This window comes from Halomonas sp. (assembly GCF_052095765.1).
Taxonomy (GTDB): domain Bacteria; phylum Pseudomonadota; class Gammaproteobacteria; order Pseudomonadales; family Halomonadaceae; genus Halomonas.
Map to the genome: position 1 here is coordinate 1 of NZ_JBQDJZ010000065.1, position 16,360 is coordinate 16,360.

The 16,360-nt window shown below is 59.6% G+C and carries 16 protein-coding genes, 1 pseudogene and 1 riboswitch; of the genes and pseudogenes, 15 read left to right on the top strand and 2 right to left on the bottom strand.

From position 1 onward, the window contains the following. The 13 genes and pseudogenes from ACTH3D_RS09205 to cobO form a co-directional block, all read left to right on the top strand. Nucleotides 1-404 (top strand): nicotinate-nucleotide--dimethylbenzimidazole phosphoribosyltransferase (locus tag ACTH3D_RS09205; RefSeq protein ID WP_441666774.1); only part of this gene is annotated, 404 nt, incomplete at its 5' end. Nucleotides 405-414: 10 nt separating this feature from the next. Continuing rightward, complete coding sequence (locus ACTH3D_RS09210) at nucleotides 415-1,131, top strand: adenosylcobinamide amidohydrolase (RefSeq protein ID WP_441666775.1); 717 nt, start codon at nucleotides 415-417, stop codon at nucleotides 1,129-1,131. Beyond that, nucleotides 1,124-2,164, top strand: coding sequence for an adenosylcobinamide-phosphate synthase CbiB (cbiB, locus tag ACTH3D_RS09215; RefSeq protein ID WP_441666776.1), 1,041 nt, complete (start codon nucleotides 1,124-1,126; stop codon nucleotides 2,162-2,164). Before ACTH3D_RS09210 ends, cbiB begins: the two co-directional genes overlap by 8 nt. Next, nucleotides 2,161-3,324 carry a threonine-phosphate decarboxylase CobD gene (cobD, locus tag ACTH3D_RS09220; protein WP_441666777.1) on the top strand — a complete coding sequence of 388 codons (1,164 nt, stop codon included), beginning with the start codon at nucleotides 2,161-2,163 and terminating at the stop codon, nucleotides 3,322-3,324. The genes cbiB and cobD overlap by 4 nt, the downstream gene beginning before the upstream one ends. Further along, the gene (locus ACTH3D_RS09225; RefSeq protein WP_441666778.1) at nucleotides 3,321-3,944 is read left to right on the top strand and encodes a bifunctional adenosylcobinamide kinase/adenosylcobinamide-phosphate guanylyltransferase; all 624 of its coding nucleotides are present in this window, start codon (nucleotides 3,321-3,323) and stop codon (nucleotides 3,942-3,944) included. The genes cobD and ACTH3D_RS09225 overlap by 4 nt, the downstream gene beginning before the upstream one ends. Beyond that, nucleotides 3,941-4,717 carry an adenosylcobinamide-GDP ribazoletransferase gene (gene cobS / locus ACTH3D_RS09230; RefSeq protein WP_441666779.1) on the top strand — a complete coding sequence of 259 codons (777 nt, stop codon included), beginning with the start codon at nucleotides 3,941-3,943 and terminating at the stop codon, nucleotides 4,715-4,717. Before ACTH3D_RS09225 ends, cobS begins: the two co-directional genes overlap by 4 nt. Further along, the gene (locus ACTH3D_RS09235; protein ID WP_441666780.1) at nucleotides 4,669-5,298 is read left to right on the top strand and encodes a histidine phosphatase family protein; all 630 of its coding nucleotides are present in this window, start codon (nucleotides 4,669-4,671) and stop codon (nucleotides 5,296-5,298) included. The genes cobS and ACTH3D_RS09235 overlap by 49 nt, the downstream gene beginning before the upstream one ends. Continuing rightward, the gene (locus ACTH3D_RS09240) at nucleotides 5,250-5,693 is read left to right on the top strand and encodes a bifunctional adenosylcobinamide kinase/adenosylcobinamide-phosphate guanylyltransferase (protein WP_441666781.1); all 444 of its coding nucleotides are present in this window, start codon (nucleotides 5,250-5,252) and stop codon (nucleotides 5,691-5,693) included. Before ACTH3D_RS09235 ends, ACTH3D_RS09240 begins: the two co-directional genes overlap by 49 nt. An 11-nt stretch (nucleotides 5,694-5,704) precedes the next feature. Continuing rightward, nucleotides 5,705-5,941: riboswitch (cobalamin riboswitch) on the top strand. Between the two features lie 118 nt (nucleotides 5,942-6,059). Beyond that, nucleotides 6,060-7,898: a TonB-dependent receptor domain-containing protein gene (locus tag ACTH3D_RS09245; protein ID WP_441666782.1), complete on the top strand. Its 1,839-nt coding sequence runs from the start codon at nucleotides 6,060-6,062 to the stop codon at nucleotides 7,896-7,898. Then, nucleotides 7,888-8,811, top strand: coding sequence for a cobalamin-binding protein (locus ACTH3D_RS09250; RefSeq protein ID WP_441666783.1), 924 nt, complete (start codon nucleotides 7,888-7,890; stop codon nucleotides 8,809-8,811). The genes ACTH3D_RS09245 and ACTH3D_RS09250 overlap by 11 nt, the downstream gene beginning before the upstream one ends. After that, nucleotides 8,789-9,811, top strand: a complete 1,023-nt coding sequence (locus ACTH3D_RS09255; protein WP_441666784.1) for a FecCD family ABC transporter permease — start codon at nucleotides 8,789-8,791, stop codon at nucleotides 9,809-9,811. Before ACTH3D_RS09250 ends, ACTH3D_RS09255 begins: the two co-directional genes overlap by 23 nt. A gap of 59 nt (nucleotides 9,812-9,870) precedes the next feature. Then, nucleotides 9,871-10,593: pseudogene (locus ACTH3D_RS09260) on the top strand (ABC transporter ATP-binding protein); the annotation flags it as partial. A gap of 84 nt (nucleotides 10,594-10,677) precedes the next feature. Next, a complete protein-coding gene (gene cobO, locus ACTH3D_RS09265; RefSeq protein WP_441666785.1) occupies nucleotides 10,678-11,289 on the top strand; it encodes a cob(I)yrinic acid a,c-diamide adenosyltransferase in 612 nt (203 codons plus the stop codon). Nucleotides 11,290-11,591: 302 nt separating this feature from the next. Here cobO and ACTH3D_RS09270 read toward each other — a convergent pair whose 3' ends face one another. Both ACTH3D_RS09270 and ACTH3D_RS09275 read right to left on the bottom strand, forming a co-directional pair. Next, on the bottom strand, nucleotides 11,592-13,313 hold the full coding sequence (locus ACTH3D_RS09270; RefSeq protein ID WP_441666786.1) for an AMP-binding protein: 1,722 nt from the start codon (nucleotides 13,311-13,313) through the stop codon (nucleotides 11,592-11,594). 45 nt (nucleotides 13,314-13,358) lie between these two features. Then, entirely contained in the window at nucleotides 13,359-13,805 is a 447-nt protein-coding gene (locus tag ACTH3D_RS09275; RefSeq protein ID WP_441666787.1) for a MerR family transcriptional regulator, read from the bottom strand. Between the two features lie 222 nt (nucleotides 13,806-14,027). Here ACTH3D_RS09275 and ACTH3D_RS09280 point away from each other — a divergent pair, with 222 nt between their 5' ends. Beyond that, nucleotides 14,028-15,194 (top strand): acyl-CoA dehydrogenase family protein, encoded by a 1,167-nt coding sequence (locus ACTH3D_RS09280; protein WP_441666788.1) that lies wholly within the window; start codon nucleotides 14,028-14,030, stop codon nucleotides 15,192-15,194. Nucleotides 15,195-15,231: 37 nt separating this feature from the next. Then, the coding region (locus tag ACTH3D_RS09285) for an enoyl-CoA hydratase/isomerase family protein (protein ID WP_441666789.1) at nucleotides 15,232-16,360 on the top strand (1,129 nt) is incomplete at its 3' end.

Consider the following 16,360-nt stretch of genomic DNA (forward strand, 5'->3'; position numbering starts at 1 on the left):
AGCGCGCGCTGGCGGCGCGCTCGCCAGACCCACAGGACCCACTGGACGTGCTGGCCAAGGTCGGCGGGCTTGAAATCGGTGCCATGGCCGGTGCTTGCCTGGCTGCCGCCGCCCTGCGAGTGCCCGTGCTGGTGGATGGTTTCATTGCCAGCGTAGCGGCGCTCCTGGGCTGTCGGCTTGAACCGGGGCTGAGGCCGTATCTGGTATTTGGTCACCGCTCACGAGAGCCTGGCCACAGCCACGCCCTGGCTGCGCTGGATGCCCAGCCGCTGCTATCGCTTGATCTGTGTTTGGGCGAAGGCACCGGCGCGGCATTGGCCTTTCCGGTGCTCGACGCGGCCTGCGACATTCTTGCCGAGATGGCGACTTTCGCAGATGCCGGTATTCAGCAGGCTCCGCAGTGACAAATACCCTATGAAACAGGACAGTACAGTCAATATCAGGTCGCTGGATTTTGGCAGCGGCCTGACCCTGCGTAGCGATGCTGGCTGTGCGTGGTTTGAAAGCGCGCTGCCGCTGCGCACCCTGAGCAGCGCGATGGTCGGGCAGGGGCTGGGCTGGCACCGGCATTTTTGCCACTTTCACGTCGACAAGGATTATGCCGGCTGCTGCCCAGAGCATGACCTACGCGGCTGGCTGGGCGAGCGTGAGATTCCCGACCGTGAGGCCATCGCGCTGATGACCGCAGTGCCGCTAGGTCGATTGGCTATCGAATGCGCTCAGGCTGGTGAACGGCGCGTGCTGGTTGCTGCTACTGCCGGCGTGGGTAATGCGGTGGATATCACCGCGCCTGGAGATAATGACGAGCGCCTGGTGGCTGGCACCATTAATCTGATGGTGTTGGTGGATGGCCATCTTGAGGACGCGGCGTTAGTCAATGCCTGCTTGTCTGCCACTGAAGCCAAGGTGCGGGCGCTGTCGGATGCCGGTGTCCAGGATGTCACCACTGGCACCCAGGCCACTGGCACCTCTACCGATGCCATCATTATTGCGGCCACCCAGCGTGGCGAGCCCACACCCTATGCCGGTTCAGGCACACTGCTGGGCCGAGCCATTGGCTATTGTATTTATACCGTTATCTTGCGATCCCTTGAATGCGCTCAACCCAAGAACAGAGGCGACGATGACTGACGTCATCGCGCTGCTGTCATATCAGTCTGATACGGCCCTGTGCATTAGCCCATGGTCCTGGCCGCTGCTGGGCCTGGTGCTGCTGGCCGTGCTGCTCGACCTTTGCTTCGGCGACCCCCAAGGGTGGCCGCATCCGGTAATCGTCATCGGCCGAATGATCAGCTGGCTGGAGCGGCGCTGGAACCATGGCAGCGCACGGCGGCGTTACTGGCTGGGAGTGTGTTTGGCGTTGACGGTAGTCGGCGGTACCTGGGTAATCAGCACGAGTGTGCTCTATGCGCTGAGCCAGATTCATCTTTGGCTTGCGTTGCTCGCTGAGCTTGTGCTGCTGGCCACCACCTTTGCCGCTCATGGCTTGGCCAAGGCCGGCATGGCGGTGTATCGCCCGTTGATCGCCGGCGATCTTGACGGCGCACGCTGCGCGCTTGCACAAATCGTCGGGCGCGATACTGACAGGCTCAACGAAGCTGAGCTGACCCGCGGTGCGGTGGAAAGCGTGGCGGAAAACAGCGTGGACGGCATCACCGCGCCACTGTTCTGGGCCTTGATCGGCGGCGCGCCGCTGGCGCTGGCCTACAAGGCCGTCAATACATTGGATTCCATGGTCGGCTATCGCAACGCGCGTTTCAGCGACTTTGGCTGCGCCTCGGCGCGTCTGGACGATATTGCCAACTGGCTGCCGGCGCGTCTTACAGCCTTGAGTCTGTGGTTATCGAGTTGGCTGCTGCCGCATATGCGACGCAAGGGGACGCTTACTGACACCTGGCGTCAGGCCCGGGCACACGCAAGGAAGCGCCACGCCAGCCCTAATGCCGGTTGGCCCGAGGCCATGGTTGCCAACCTGCTGGGGGTGAGGCTAGGCGGTGTTAACTACTACCAGGGTGTGGCCTCGCCAAGTGCCGAGCTGGGACATGACACTACGCCCTTGCGAGCCGAACATATCCGCCGTGCCATCTGGCTGATGCACGGCGGCTGGGTCGCTTTTTTGCTGCTGATGTTAGCGGTGATTGCGCTGAGGAGTGTGACTGCATGAGTAATAGCTGGCCGATCCATGGTGGGCGCCTCAGGCCACTGCTGGCACGCTTTGGTTTGCCCCAGGACCAGCCGATGCTGGATTTCAGCGCCAATATCAACCCGCTGGGCCCACCTGGCTGGTTAATCGCGCAGCTGGGGGCATGGCTTGGCGACGTCGCTACAAGCTTGGGTCGATATCCGGATCCGGATGACTGCAGTGCTGAACAGGCGATTGCCAAATATAACGGTGTCGGGGCTGAGCAGGTACTGGTGACCAACGGAGGCATCGAGGCAATTTTTCTTGCTGCCGCACTGCACTCTCGCCCTCGGGCTGGCCAGCGCGCCTTGATCATTACACCGACGTTTGCCGAGTATGCTCGGGCCTGTGCGCATTACGGACTCGCGGTGACGACGCTGGTGCTTGAAGCGGACCCGCAGGCTGGTCACGCTGCGCCAATGTTGCTCAATGTCGAGGCCGTTGAGCGTGCCATGCCAGGCTGCGCGCTGGTGTTCATCTGTCGTCCCAACAACCCCACGGGTAGCCTGGTTCCCAAAGCGGCTATCCAGCGTCTGCTTGATGTCGCCGACCGCCACGGTACGACGCTAGTCGTCGACGAAGCCTTCATCGATTTCACACCCCAAGATGAAGCACTCACTGACTTGCTGGGGCGCTATTCAAATCTGATACTGCTGCGCTCAATGACCAAGTTCTACGCTGTACCGGGCCTTCGATTGGGCTACCTGCTAGCAGCGAAAGAGACACGTCGACACCTTGCCGAGCGGCAGATGAGCTGGAGCGTTAATGCTTTGGCCAAAGCACTGGTGGTGCCGCTGCTGAGCGATGTCGATTATGCGGCGCGAACCCATGCCTGGCTTGACACCGAGCGCAGCTTTCCCGAACGCCTGGCTAAGCTAGGTTTCGTAGTACCGCCAAGCCATGCCAACTTCTATCTGCTGGGTGACATCGGGAATGGACAAACCTTGCCGGATGCTAGCGAAGCGCTGATGGAGTTTCTCCTGCAGCGCGGCTTTGTTGCTCGTCATACCCATAACTTTGCCGGGCTCGACGGGCATTGGCTACGGCTGGCGCTGCACGAATCCGCAGCCAACCGGCAGCTGTTTGGTGCGCTGGAAGAATGGAAAAGTCAGCGACACCAAATACGGGAAGGCCGAGTGTGATCGTCTTTGTCTCCGGCGGAGCGCGCTCGGGCAAGAGCGCTGTGGCCGAGCGACTGGCACTTGAACTGCGCGCTGCAAACGCCGGACAGGGCGGGGTGCTGTATTATCTGGCCACTGCCCGGACCAGCGATGCCGAGATGGCGCAGCGTATCGAGCGCCACCGCCGGCAGCGAGGTAGTGGCTGGCACACGCTGGAGACACCGCTGGCAGTGACCGAAGCGCTGGCCCAGGTGCCCTTGGGCAGCACGGTGTTGTTAGACTGTCTGACGCTGTGGGCCAGCCAGTGGCTGTTTCAATCGGAGGTCGACCCGTTGTCGTCGGCAGAGCCGGGAGAGGAGGCCTGGTCGAACAGCCAGCTTGAGGCCCGGGGCCTTGCCGAGCTGGAAGCAACGCTTGAGTGCGCAAGACAGAGAAAGCTCTCCCTGGTGGTGGTATCCAACGATCTTAATGAGGATCTACCACCGCAAGAGACGTTGGTGTGGCGCTATGTAGCCTTTCTTCAGCAGCTGCACTGCTGGCTGGCAGGCGAGGCGCAGCGCGTTATCGAAGTGGCTGCCGGAGTGGCGATTGACTGGAAGTCACACGGTAGCGCGGTTGATAAAAACATGAGAAAAGCATGAGGAAAACACTCAGGGACGCCGGCTTTGGTTTGGTGCTGGCTGTGCAGTTTCTTACTCGCCTGCCAGTGGCGCTGGTTTGTCCGTGGAATGCCAACACGCGACGCTGGGCGGCGCGCAGTTATCCACTGATGGGGATGCTGATTGGCGTTTTGGCGGTGGGTGTTACCCAACTGGCCGGTACGCTGCTGCCCGCGCCCTTGCAGGCGCTGTTGTTGCTTAGCCTGTGGGTAGCGCTTAGTGGTGGGTTGCACCTGGACGGCGTGATGGATCTGGCCGATGCGCTGGGCAGCAACGCGTCGCTGGCGCGTCGCTGGGAAATTCTCAAGGATTCGAGTATCGGGGCTTTTGCGGTGATCGCGCTGGTGTTTCTGCTGGCCTGGAAAGCCGCTCTGGTCTGGGCGCTGATCGACGCCGGAGCCAGCCTGTGGTGGCTGGTTGCCATCATCGGCCTGGGGCGTTTAGGCGCGGTGGTGCTGCTGGTTGAGGTCGCTGCTGCGCGCCATGAAGGGCTCGCCCATGCCTGGCAACAGAGTCTTTCCCGGCGTGACCTTTGGTTCGCCGCATTGGCACCTTTGGTGTGGCTGGCGTGGGGTAATATGGCGCTGGCCGTATGGCTAATGCTGACGCTGATAGTGTTTCTGTCACTGTATGGTCTAGCCATGCGCCGACTGTTTAGCGGTATCAATGGCGATATGCTGGGTGCGGCAATCGAAGGAGGAGAGTTATGGCTGTTACTGATGACCTTGAGCTGGTGGCAGTTCGTCACGGTCTGACCGCCTGGAATCTGCAGCGGCGTTACCAGGGCCACCAGGATATTCCGCTGGATATGTCTGCCGCCGCGCCGGGGCTGGAGCGTTTACGCAAAGCGCTAGCCGACTGGCACTTCGATGTGGTGTATTGCAGTGACCTGATCCGCTGTCGCCAGACTCTGAGCATCATTTCTGAAGGCCGCGATTGGCCTGACGCGCAGTTTGATCTGCGCCTGCGTGAGCTCAGCTTCGGCGACTATGAAGGACATACCTACGAAGAGCTGGTAGAGCGCAGCGATTATCGCGCCTGGGTCGATAAACGCGGGGCCATTGCACCACCCGGCGGTGAGCGCGCCGATGAACTGGGCGCTCGGCTCATCGAATGGCTCAACGAAGCCCGTGAGCGTGCCACCGAGCTGGGGCAGTGCCGGCTGCTGGTGGTGACTCATGGCGGAACGATTCGCGAGCTGCGTCGGCACCTCGAAGGCGTCGACTTCTGGGATAGCATCGTCGATCAAGCCCAGGGTTATCGTTTCATTCTGACCGGAGACGGCCAATGCAAGTCTTCATCGGTGGTGCCTGCGCCGGAAAGCGCGACGCCGTAACTAGGCAGTACCCGCTGGCACATTGGGCTCGTGTCGGCGAGCTTGGAGACAGCTCATGTCTAGCGCAGAAAGCGGCAGATAAAACGCTGGTGGTTAGCGGCTGGCTTGATGAGATTGGGCGACGGATAGAGCATGAGACCAGTGACGATGCCCTGCGGGCGGCGCTGGCCGACAAGCTTGATGAGTTACTGGTGCTGGAGCGCCAGCAGAGCATCGAGGTGATAGTGATTCTGAACGAAGTCGGGCGCGGCATTGTGCCGATAGCAGCTGAGGCGCGCCGCCTGCGAGATCTGGCCGGCTGGCTTGCCCAGGACGCCGTAAAGCGCGCCGCGCAGGTGTGGTATGTGCGCCACGGACTGGTACGTGAGCTGGCGAGCACGATTGACCTTCCATGACCCAGTTGCTAGTTTACGCGCAACTTTCAGGTGTCTGCGCAGGCCAAGGCAGATGAAACGGGAAGTCGGTGAGTCTCTTAGAAACTTACAGCTAAGAGACAAGACCGACGCTGCCCCCGCAACGGTGATCGAGTCAGGGTCTACTTTCATGCCACTGAGTGCTTCAGCACCCGGGAAGGCGGTAGACCAGGTATCAAGCAATGATGCCGCTCGTCAGCCCGGAGACCGGCCAGAAAGCTCATACCAGGATGCGGTGGGCAACCCGGGGTGGAGCAGGTCGTCTTAGCGTCAGATTCTTGCCCCCTCAGCCTCCGTGCCGGTTCTAAGTAATTACTCGCGCGGGTGCGCGCGGCACCGAGGATCACCATGACCGTTGTTTACTCCCCCCTTCGTTTGCGCTTTCTGGGCATCGCGGGTGCATCATTGTGCCTGTCTCCGCTAACTGTTCTGGCCCAGAGCGACACTGAACAACCTGTGCCGGGTGTTGATCGCCTGAATCCGATCACCGTTACCGCTACACGTGCCCCGCGCACCGCTGATGACACCCTGGCGTCGGTGACCGTGATCGACGAAGCCACTATCCGCGAGCAGGACCCGATGGATATTACCGATCTGCTGCGCGGTCAGCCCGGCGTCAACGTCAACGCCAACGGCAGCTTTGGCAAAACGACCGGCGTCAGCATTCGTGGTGCCGGCAATAGTGGCACGCTGCTGATGATCGACGGTATCCGCCTGCGTTCGGCTACAGCAGGTGGAGCCGCCTGGCAATTTTTTGACCCGCGTATGTTTGAGCGCATTGAAATTGTGCGTGGCCCGGCAGGCAGTCTTTATGGTGCCGATGCGGTGGGCGGTGTGGTGCAACTGTTCACCTCTGAAGGAGAAGGTGGCCCATCACCATCAGTCACCCTGGGGGGCGGCTCTTTTGATACCCGCCGTGGTAGCGCTTCATTGTCGGGTAGCGAAGGTGGTACCCGTTATCACTTTGCGGCCAGCCATATGAAAACAGATGGCATTGCACTGCGCGAAGGCGGGGATAAAAAAGGCTATGACAATACCAGCGCCCTGGTGCGTGTCTCCCAGGAGTTGGGAGACAGCGCAAGGGTTGGCGTACTGGCGCTGCGTGGTCGGGGCAACTCGGAATATATCGGTGGCGATAACGATTATGTTCAGCAGGTGGCCGGTGTTTACGGCGAGCTGGATATCAATGACAACTGGTCGGGGCGGGTGACGCTGAGCGAAGCGCGTGACGAACTGGAAGATTTCTCGTCGTTTCCTGGTGTATTCAACACCAAAACGCAGACAGCTCGGCTGGACAACACCTTGACGCTGGGTAACCACCAGCTGATTGTGGGTGCCGAGTATGCGCAGGACAAAGTGGACAGTACCACCCACTATGACACGGACAGCCGCGACAACACCGCAGTCTTTGCCCAAGGGCTGCTGGATTTCTCACCGCTGACGGTTCAGGCCGCGCTGCGCCATGATGACAATGAAGCCTACGGTAACAAGCTCACGGGCAGTCTGGCGTTGGGTTATGACATCGATGACAACCATACTGCCCGCGCTAGCTATGGCACGGCATTTCGCGCACCCACTTTCAATGAACTGTACTATCCCGGCTTTGCTAACCCCGATCTTGATCCCGAAACATCCAAAACCTACGAAGTGGGGCTGAGAGGGCAGTACAGCACCGGCTACTGGGACTTGGCAGCCTATCAGACCGATGTGAAAAAGATGATCGCCAATGAATTTATTGGTGGACGCTATGCGCCTTATAACGTCAATAAAGCGCGTCTGCGCGGTGTCGAACTGGGGGTCGGTGCCAGCGTTTACGACTGGGATCTGCGTGCTGCCCTGACCTGGGCCGACCCCGAGGATCGTGCCACTGGCAAACGCCTGCGGCGTGAGGCTAGCCAGACACTGCGTCTGGATGCCGATCACAGCGTTGGCGACTGGGAGCTGGGCGGTTCAGTGATTGCTGAAAATCATCGCTATGAAGATGCCGACAATAACCACCGACTTGGCGGCTATGGCCTAGTTGATCTACGTGCCACCTGGCACTTTGCACCGGCCTGGTTTGCCCGGATTAATGTGAATAACGTTTTCGACAAAGACTACGTGACGGCCTACAACACCTTTGACGACTATGGCTATAAAAATGCTGGACGCAGCGCCATGCTGAGTGTCGGATTCGATGGCCGTTAACTTCAGTTTTCCTCTGGCCCGTGGCTGTCTGGCAGTGTCTGTTGCTGCCAGCCTTGTGGTGACAGCGCAGACGGCGGTTGGTGATGACAGCCAGTCAGTCTGTCTCACCGACGATTTGTCCCGGGAAGTGTGCCTGGGCTCACCCGCTGAGCGCATCATTGCACTCTCGCCGAACCTGGTTGAGCTGGTGTATGCGGTGGGCGCGGGAGACGCCATGGTCGGTGCGGTCAGCTACAGTGACTACCCCCCCGAGGCTGAAGCGCTGCCTCGGGTGGGGGGGTATGACCGCCTCGATAGCGAGGCCATTCTGGCGCTTGAGCCGGACCTGGTGTTGGCCTGGCAGGGCGGTAACCCTGCAGTTCAGCTTGATCAGCTATCAGCCCTCGGCGTGCCTGTTTATTTTACTGACGCTCAGGACTTCGCGGCCATTGCCGATACGCTTGAGCAGTTGGGACAGCTGACTGGCCACGAGTCTCAGGCACGTGCCGAGGCGCAGCGGTTACTTGAAGGCGTAGCCTTGCTTGAGGCCGACTATCAGGACGCGGCGCCAGTATCTGTATTCTATCAGGTGTGGGACAAACCGTTGATGACCGTTAATGGTGAACACTGGATCAGCCGCTCACTGGCAATCTGTGGCGGGCAGACGCTGTTCGCTGATGCCGATGCCCTGGTGCCTAAACCCAGCATTGAAAATGTCCTGGCCGCTGATCCGGAAGTGATTATTACGGGTGGAAAGGATGCGACTGACACCACCTGGCATGAAAGCTGGCTGCGCTTTCCCCAGCTGCGTGCTGTTGAGCAAGACAACCTGTTTGTGATCGACCCTGACCTGGTGCAGCGCGCTACACCCCGGTTGCTGGATGGCACCCGCTTGCTGTGCCAAGTGCTGGATGGTGTTCGTGAGCGCCGCTGAAAACCCGGCGTTGCATCAGCCAAACGATGCGCTTGGGCAGCGTTACAAGCCACTGTTATGGCTGGGGCTGGTCGCTGTGCTGGCCATCGGTATGGCTGTCAGTGTGGGCAGCGTGGCGATATCACCCGCTGAGCTGCTTGCCGTGCTGGGCGGTGAGGGCGACAGCCTGCACCGTACTCTGATTGTTGAACTGCGTCTGCCGCGTGCGTTGGCCGCCTTCGGCACCGGTGCTTTGCTGGCGCTGTCGGGTGCATTAATGCAGGTACTACTACGTAATCCGCTGGCTGATCCTTTTGTGCTGGGGTTGTCTGGTGGGGCGGCGGTGGCTGCGCTGTTGGCGATGATGGCAGGGCTGGGAGCGGCTTTGATCTCGGCATCGGCGTTTGCTGGTGCCTTGCTGTCAACATTGATTGTGTTTGGCCTGGCACAGGGTACCGGCAGCTGGACGCCAGTGCGCCTGCTACTGACCGGCGTAGTGATGGCTACTGGTTGGGGCGCGGTGATTACCTTTTTACTGGCGATCAGCCCCATGGAACGGCTGCCCGGCATGCTGTACTGGTTGATGGGCGACCTGGCGTATGCCCAGCGTGCTTGGCCAGTTCTGGTGTTGTCCGTGGTCAGTTTGCTGGTCGTTATGCCGCTAGGGCGCACCCTGAACGTGTTGGCTCGTGGTGGCATGACAGCGGCGGCGCTGGGTGTGGCGGTGCGCCCAGTGGAATGGGCACTGTATCTGTTGGCCAGCCTGGTTACGGCAGTAGCAGTGACCACGGCTGGCAGCATCGGTTTTGTTGGCCTGATGGTCCCGCACATGCTGCGGCTGGTACTGGGCAACGATCAGCGCGTGATTTTACCCGCCAGCTTGTTGGCGGGTGGCATCTTGCTGACGCTGGCCGATACGCTGGCGCGCACGATGATTGCCCCGCAGCAGCTTCCCGTCGGCGTGATCACCGCCATGCTCGGGGTGCCGGGCTTTCTGCTGTTGCTGTACCGGAGCCGCTGATGGTTGCTTTCAAACCTCGCAGGCTCAGCGTCCATGAGCTGGTCATCGATGTTCCCGGTCGCGCGTCGGGGCGGGCGCTCAACCTGACTATCCGGCCCGGAGAACGCTGGGGGGTGCTCGGCCCTAACGGCTCAGGTAAAACTACGCTGCTGCATACCCTGGCCGGACTGCGCGTGCCTCGTAGTGGCCACATTGAACTTGATACAACGCCACTGGATCAGCTGAAACGTCGTCAAGTGGCCCAGGCATTGGGCGTGGTATTCCAGGACAGCCAGGTCGGTTTTCCGGCAAGCGTGCGCGAGACTGCCATGATCGGCCGCTACCCCTGGCTGTCGCCGTGGCGGCGCGAGGGGCCGGAAGACTTTGCCCGGGTTCAGGCGGCGCTTGAGCGGTTGGATCTCGAAGCGCTCAGCGAGCGGTTGTTGTCGACGCTTTCCGGTGGCGAGCGCCAGCGGGTCGGCCTGGCTACGGTGTTGGCTCAATCGCCAAATATCTGGCTGGCTGACGAGCCGACCAATCATCTGGATCTGCATCATCAGGTGGCGGTAATGCGCCTGCTGACCGAGCAGGCTAACGCTGGCTGCGGGGTGATAATGTGCCTGCACGACCTGAACTTGGCAGCTCGATGGTGCGACCAGATTTTGCTGCTTTACCCTGACGGCGAAGCCTGCTGGGGGCCGCGGGATGCCATGCTGGAACCTCAGGCGCTGGAGCGGCTGTATGGCCAGCGGCTGACCACGGCACAGGTTAACGGTGCGCCGGTGTTTGTGCCGGTGGCCTAAGTTCACCGCTGGCGTTAACTTTTCTGCTATCGATTATCTATCTTGGCGATATTCATTTGCCGCTTTTATCTCAGGAGCCACACTATGACACAGCGCAAAATCGACCCCGCCCGCCATGCCGAGCGCATGGCCATCAAGCAGCGCATCATGAACGAGCGCATCGCTGCCGCCGACCGCGAACAGGGTTTGCTGCTGGTGCTGACCGGTCCCGGTAAAGGCAAGAGCAGTTCCGGCTTTGGCATGATGGCTCGCGCCTTGGGCCATGGTATGAAAGTCGGCGTGGTGCAGTTTATCAAGGGCTCGTTCAGCACCGGCGAAGAAGCCTTTTTCAGTGGCTTGCCTAACGTTGACTACCGGGTGATGGGCGAGGGCTACACCTGGGACACCCAGGATATCGAGCGCGACATTCGCACGGCCGAAAAGGCCTGGGAAGAAGCTTGTCGGATGCTCAGCGATGAGAGCTACCAGATGGTGTTGCTCGATGAGCTCAACATCGCTCTGCATCAAGGCTACCTGAATATCGACCGCGTGCTTGACGACCTGCAGTCACGCCCGGCGATGCAGCATGTGGTCGTCACCGGCCGCTACGCGCCTAAGGCGCTGATCGAGCTTGCAGACACCGTCACCGAAATGAAAGTGGTGAAACACGCCTTCAACGACCAAGGCATCGTGGCGCAGAAGGGTGTGGAGCTCTAGAGTAGTAGGCGTTGGAAAGAATCCATCTGGCTTTGTCTGAACACGTGGGAAAACAACAGTTTGAGCAAGAGCGCTGGCAGGAAACGCCGAACCACTGACACCAGTCGGATACAAAAGAGCAGCGCTATTTCAACACAATGAAGCAGGCTGCTCCTGATAATGATGGTTAGTGGTAATGCTTGTGGCACCACACGGCTTACCAGGTGCCGGTGTCTTCTTCCAGATTCGAGCTGCCGCTCTCAGCATTCTCGGCAAGTTCAACGCCCGACCTGCAGGTCAGGCGGATGTGGCAGGTAGTTGATCTACAGTCCCAGCTCGTGTGTTGCTTCCTCGCGCATCTTGAACTTCTGGATCTTGCCGGTGACGGTCATCGGGAATTCATCCACGAATTTCACATACCGCGGCACTTTATAATGGGCAATTTTGCCTTTGCAGAACGTCTTGAGCCCATCTTCATCCAGCGCCTGGCCGCTAGCTACCTTGACCCAAGCCATCACTTCTTCGCCATATTTCTCATCGGGCACGCCAATCACCTGAACATCAGAAATGGCCGGGTGGGTGTAGAGGAAGTCTTCTATCTCACGCGGGTAGATGTTCTCGCCGCCGCGAATGATTAGGTCCTTGATGCGGCCAACGATGGCTACATAGCCTTCGTCGTCCATCGTGGCCAGGTCGCCGGTGTGCATCCAGCCGGCGGCGTCGATGGCCTTATCGGTGGCTTCTTCGTTGTTCCAGTAACCCAACATCACGCTGTAGCCACGGGTGCACAGTTCGCCGGTTTCACCTCGCGGTACTACTGCGCCAGTTTCCGGGCTGACCAACTTGACCTCCAAGTGCGGGTGAATCGTACCCACTGTGGTAACACGTTTTTCCAGTGGCGCATCGGTCTGAGTCTGGAAGCTCACCGGGCTGGTTTCGGTCATGCCGTAGCAGATGGTGACGTCCTGCATGTTCATCTTGTCGATGACTTGGCGCATGATCTCGATCGGGCAGATGGAGCCGGCCATGATGCCAGTGCGTAGGGTGGAGAGATCAAAACGCTCGAACTCGGGGTGCTCCAGCTCGGCAATGAACATGGTGGGCACGCCATAGAGGGCGGTGGCTTTCTCTTCGGCCACGGTTTCCAGGGTAATCAGCGGGTCAAAGCCATCGCTGGGATAGATCATGGCCGCGCCGTGGGTCACGCAGCCAAGGTTGCCCATCACCATGCCAAAGCAGTGATACAGCGGTACCGGGATGACCATACGGTCCTTTTCAGACAGGCCCAGGGTGCGGGCCACAAAGAAGCCGTTGTTGAGGATATTGTGGTGCGACAGGGTAGCGCCCTTGGGCGCGCCGGTGGTGCCAGAGGTGTACTGGATGTTGATTGGCTCGTCGAACTGTAGCGTTGCCTGTAATTCATCCAGTGTTTCTTGGCTGACCTGGTCGGCATGGCGAAGCATCTGTTGCCAGCTGAGAGTTCCCGGGCGGCAATGGTTTTCATCCAGACAAATAACGCGTTTCAGCGCGGGCAGGCGGGTGCTGTTGAGTTGGCCGGGTATTTTTCCAGGTGCTGAATCGTTAGGTGGAGAGAGGGGCTGGTCAATTTCTGGTGCCAGCTCAGCCAAGGTGGCCACGTAGTCGGACGACTTGAACATGCCCTGCAATATCAGGGTCGAGGTGTCGGACTGTCGCAGCGCGTAGTCCAGCTCGTGGCTACGGTAGCTGGGGTTGATATTGACCAGGACTGCACCGATTTTGGCGGTGGCAAACTGCGTGATAGTCCACTCGGCACAGTTTGGCGACCAGATGCCTACCCGCTCGCCTTTGGTCACGCCGAGGGCCAGCAGCGCCTGGGCCGCCTTGTTCACCTCTGCCTGAAGCTGTTGCCAGCTGTAGCGCAGTGATTGGTGGCGGCTGATCAGTGCGTCCCGCTCGGGGAAACGTGCTGCTGTTTCATCGAAGCAGTCGCCGATGGTCTGGCCCTTGAGCGGCGTATCGCTGGTGCCGCTGACGTAACTGAAGGTTGCGATCTGGCGTGGCATCGTCTTGTATCCTTTTTGTAGGTGGGAACGGGTAGCTATGGCGGCTTAGGTCTGTTTTTCCAGCTGGCGCAATGTTTCTCTGGCTCGCTGATAGACGTTGTCAATTTCTATGCGCATCAAGTGGATATCCTCTAGCTGGCGATCCAACTCTTCCCGCCGCTGAGCCAGAATTTCCAGCAGACGTTGAAGCTGTCGCGCGTTTCCGCCCGGCATGGCGTCATACATGGTGATGACTTCGCGGATTTCCGCCAGTGAAAAGCCCAGCCGTTTGCCACGTAGGGTCAGTTTCAGGCGCACTCGGTCCCGGGGCCGATAAATACGTTTCTGCCCCATGCGTTGTGGTGCCAGAAGGCCTTCCTGTTCATAGAAGCGGATAGTGCGCGGTGTTACCTCAAACTGACGCGCCAGCTCACCAATGGTCCAGCTGCGCTGTTGCTCTGATAGCGACACGCTTATGTGTTTGTCCCCAGGTTGGGGTGGATCCTTGCTCATGGTGTCACTCCCTGTAGATTGGTGGCAGTCTTTGAACTTCCACCTTGATGAAACACTAGACGAGGTTGACGTTAACGTAAAGTGCTTGTTCGACCATGGGGTGATATGGCATAAACCAAGCACCTGCTAGGTTGGTGTCATTCTGCTTTGCCCCGGGAATGACTGGTGAGTGTTTTTTAACACCAGCCTGGCTTACCCAGGGTCCAACGAAGAGAGGTTTCCATGGATTTTTCGCTGACCGAAGACCAGCGGGCGCTGGCCGATGCCGCCCGGGACTTTGCCCAGGCAGAGCTTGTTGATCATGCCGCTGACTGGGATGTCCGCTCTCATTTTCCGGTGGATGTCATCCAGCGTGCGGGTGAGGCAGGTTTTTTGGGGGTATATACCCCTGAAGAGAAGGGCGGGCTCGGCCTGTCACGTCTCGATGCGTCACTGATTTTTGAGCAGCTGTCCCAGGGCTGCATCTCAACCACTGCGTATCTGACCATTCACAACATGGTCACCTGGATGATTGCCAACTGGGGTAGCGAAGAACTTTGCGAACAGCTGGTACCTGACATGATCGCCGGCCAGGCGCTGGGTTCCTACTGCCTGACCGAGCCGGGCTCTGGCTCGGATGCCGCCAATCTGCGTACTCGGGCGGTGCGTGAGGGCGATGAGTACGTCATCTCGGGTAGCAAGATGTTCATCTCGGGAGCCGGTTCTACTCAGGTGCTGGTGGTGATGGCGCGCACGGGGGCGCCCGACAGCGGTGCCGGTGGTGTATCGGCCTTTGTCGTGCCGGCCGATGCCAAGGGAATCGAGTACGGTAAAAATGAAGACAAGATGGGCTGGAAAAGCCAGCCCACGGCGCTGATCAGTTTCGATGGGGTAAGAGTGCCAGCGATCAATCGGCTGGGGGAAGAGGGTGAAGGCTTCCGGTTCGCCATGAAGGGACTCGATGGGGGCCGTCTCAACATTGCCAGTTGTTCGTTGGGTGCCGCCCAACATGCCCTGACACTGGCGCGCGATTACATGAGCGAGCGTAAGCAGTTCGGCCGTGAGCTGTCAGCCTTTCAGGCGCTGCAGTTCAAACTAGCCGATATGGCCAGCGAGCTGGTGGCGGCCCGGCTGATGGTGCGTCATGCGGCCTGGCGGCTTGATAGCGCCGACCCAGAGGCCAGTGCTTACTGTGCCATGGCCAAGCGCTTCGCCACTGACGTGGGCTTCAATATCTGCAACGAAGCTCTACAGCTGCACGGCGGCTACGGATACATTCGCGAGTACCCGCTTGAGCGTTTGGTGCGCGATACGCGGGTGCACCAGATTCTTGAAGGCACCAACGAGATCATGCGCTTGATTGTGGCACGTCGGCTGCTGGCTGATGGTGTCATCGAGTCGCTACAGTAAATTTCAACCTATCCATTTATGGTTTGGAGAGACATCAATGTCAGACCTTGCGGTCAGTTTTGATGAAATACCTGTTGGTGACGATTCGCGAATTGGTATGGTTTGCCTCAATTCACCACGTACCCTTAATGCGCTGTCGCTGGAAATGATTCAGCGTCTTGAGGCGAAGCTTGAAAGCTGGGCGGTTGATAGCAGCGTAGTCGCTGTGTGGCTGGAAGGGGCAGGCGACAAGGCGTTCTGTGCCGGTGGCGATGTGGTGGCGCTGTACCGATCGCTTACTGAAGAGGGCGATAACCGTGGCTCGGGGCGTGATAGCCTGTTTGCTGAGACATATTTTACTGCGGAATACCGCCTTGACTACCGGCTGCATACCTTTCCTAAGCCACTGTTGGTATGGGGCGACGGCATTGTAATGGGCGGTGGGCTCGGGCTGTTGGCCGGCGGCTATCAGCGCATTGTCACGGAAACTACGCGCATTGCTATGCCGGAAATCACCATCGGCCTGTATCCCGATGTGGGTGCCAGCTGGTTCCTACACAAGATGCCCGAGGGGGTTGGCGCCTATCTCGGCCTGACCGGCGCCCAGCTGAACGGGCGTGATGCGCTGGATCTGGGCATGGCGGATCGTTTTGTGCCACGTGACTCGCGGGATGCGCTGCTTGCTGCGCTGAGTGAGGCTGACTATGGGGATCGGAGCCCGGCCAGCAAGCGTGCGGCGGTACAGTCAGTGCTTGATCGCTTTGAGAACCGCACTGCCGCGCCGGATGCGCAGACGTGGCCACATCTCGACCATATTCAGGCACTGGTTGGCCGTGATGATCCAGCTGCCGCGGTGGCCAGAATCTTGGCTGATACCAACGAGAATGGCTGGTTGGCTGCGAATCGGAAGCGGCTGGCCAACGGCTGCCCGATGACGGCCCACCTGGTGTGGCGCATGCTGGAGCGCCATCGCCACTCGAGTCTTGCCGACGCCTTCCGCGACGAACTGGTGTTATCCGTTCAGTGCTGCAAGCTGGGGGACTTCGTTGAAGGCGTGCGGGCGTTGTTGATCGAAAAAGACATGTCGCCGAGCTGGCAGCACAGCGATGTGGCCAGTGTGCCCGAGGCAGATATCCAAGCGCTGCTGACATCCCCCTGGCCTGAAGGCCAGAATCCGCTGGCTGATC

Coding starts and splice junctions, on each gene's coding strand:
- ACTH3D_RS09210 (WP_441666775.1), top strand. CDS start 415: ATGAAACAGGACAGTACAGTCAATATCAGGTCGCTGGATTTTGGCAGC.
- cbiB (WP_441666776.1), top strand. CDS start 1,124: ATGACTGACGTCATCGCGCTGCTGTCATATCAGTCTGATACGGCCCTG.
- cobD (WP_441666777.1), top strand. CDS start 2,161: ATGAGTAATAGCTGGCCGATCCATGGTGGGCGCCTCAGGCCACTGCTG.
- cobS (WP_441666779.1), top strand. CDS start 3,941: ATGAGGAAAACACTCAGGGACGCCGGCTTTGGTTTGGTGCTGGCTGTG.
- ACTH3D_RS09235 (WP_441666780.1), top strand. CDS start 4,669: ATGGCTGTTACTGATGACCTTGAGCTGGTGGCAGTTCGTCACGGTCTG.
- ACTH3D_RS09240 (WP_441666781.1), top strand. CDS start 5,250: ATGCAAGTCTTCATCGGTGGTGCCTGCGCCGGAAAGCGCGACGCCGTA.
- ACTH3D_RS09245 (WP_441666782.1), top strand. CDS start 6,060: ATGACCGTTGTTTACTCCCCCCTTCGTTTGCGCTTTCTGGGCATCGCG.
- ACTH3D_RS09250 (WP_441666783.1), top strand. CDS start 7,888: ATGGCCGTTAACTTCAGTTTTCCTCTGGCCCGTGGCTGTCTGGCAGTG.
- ACTH3D_RS09255 (WP_441666784.1), top strand. CDS start 8,789: ATGGTGTTCGTGAGCGCCGCTGAAAACCCGGCGTTGCATCAGCCAAAC.
- cobO (WP_441666785.1), top strand. CDS start 10,678: ATGACACAGCGCAAAATCGACCCCGCCCGCCATGCCGAGCGCATGGCC.
- ACTH3D_RS09270 (WP_441666786.1), bottom strand. CDS start 13,313: ATGCCACGCCAGATCGCAACCTTCAGTTACGTCAGCGGCACCAGCGAT.
- ACTH3D_RS09275 (WP_441666787.1), bottom strand. CDS start 13,805: ATGAGCAAGGATCCACCCCAACCTGGGGACAAACACATAAGCGTGTCG.
- ACTH3D_RS09280 (WP_441666788.1), top strand. CDS start 14,028: ATGGATTTTTCGCTGACCGAAGACCAGCGGGCGCTGGCCGATGCCGCC.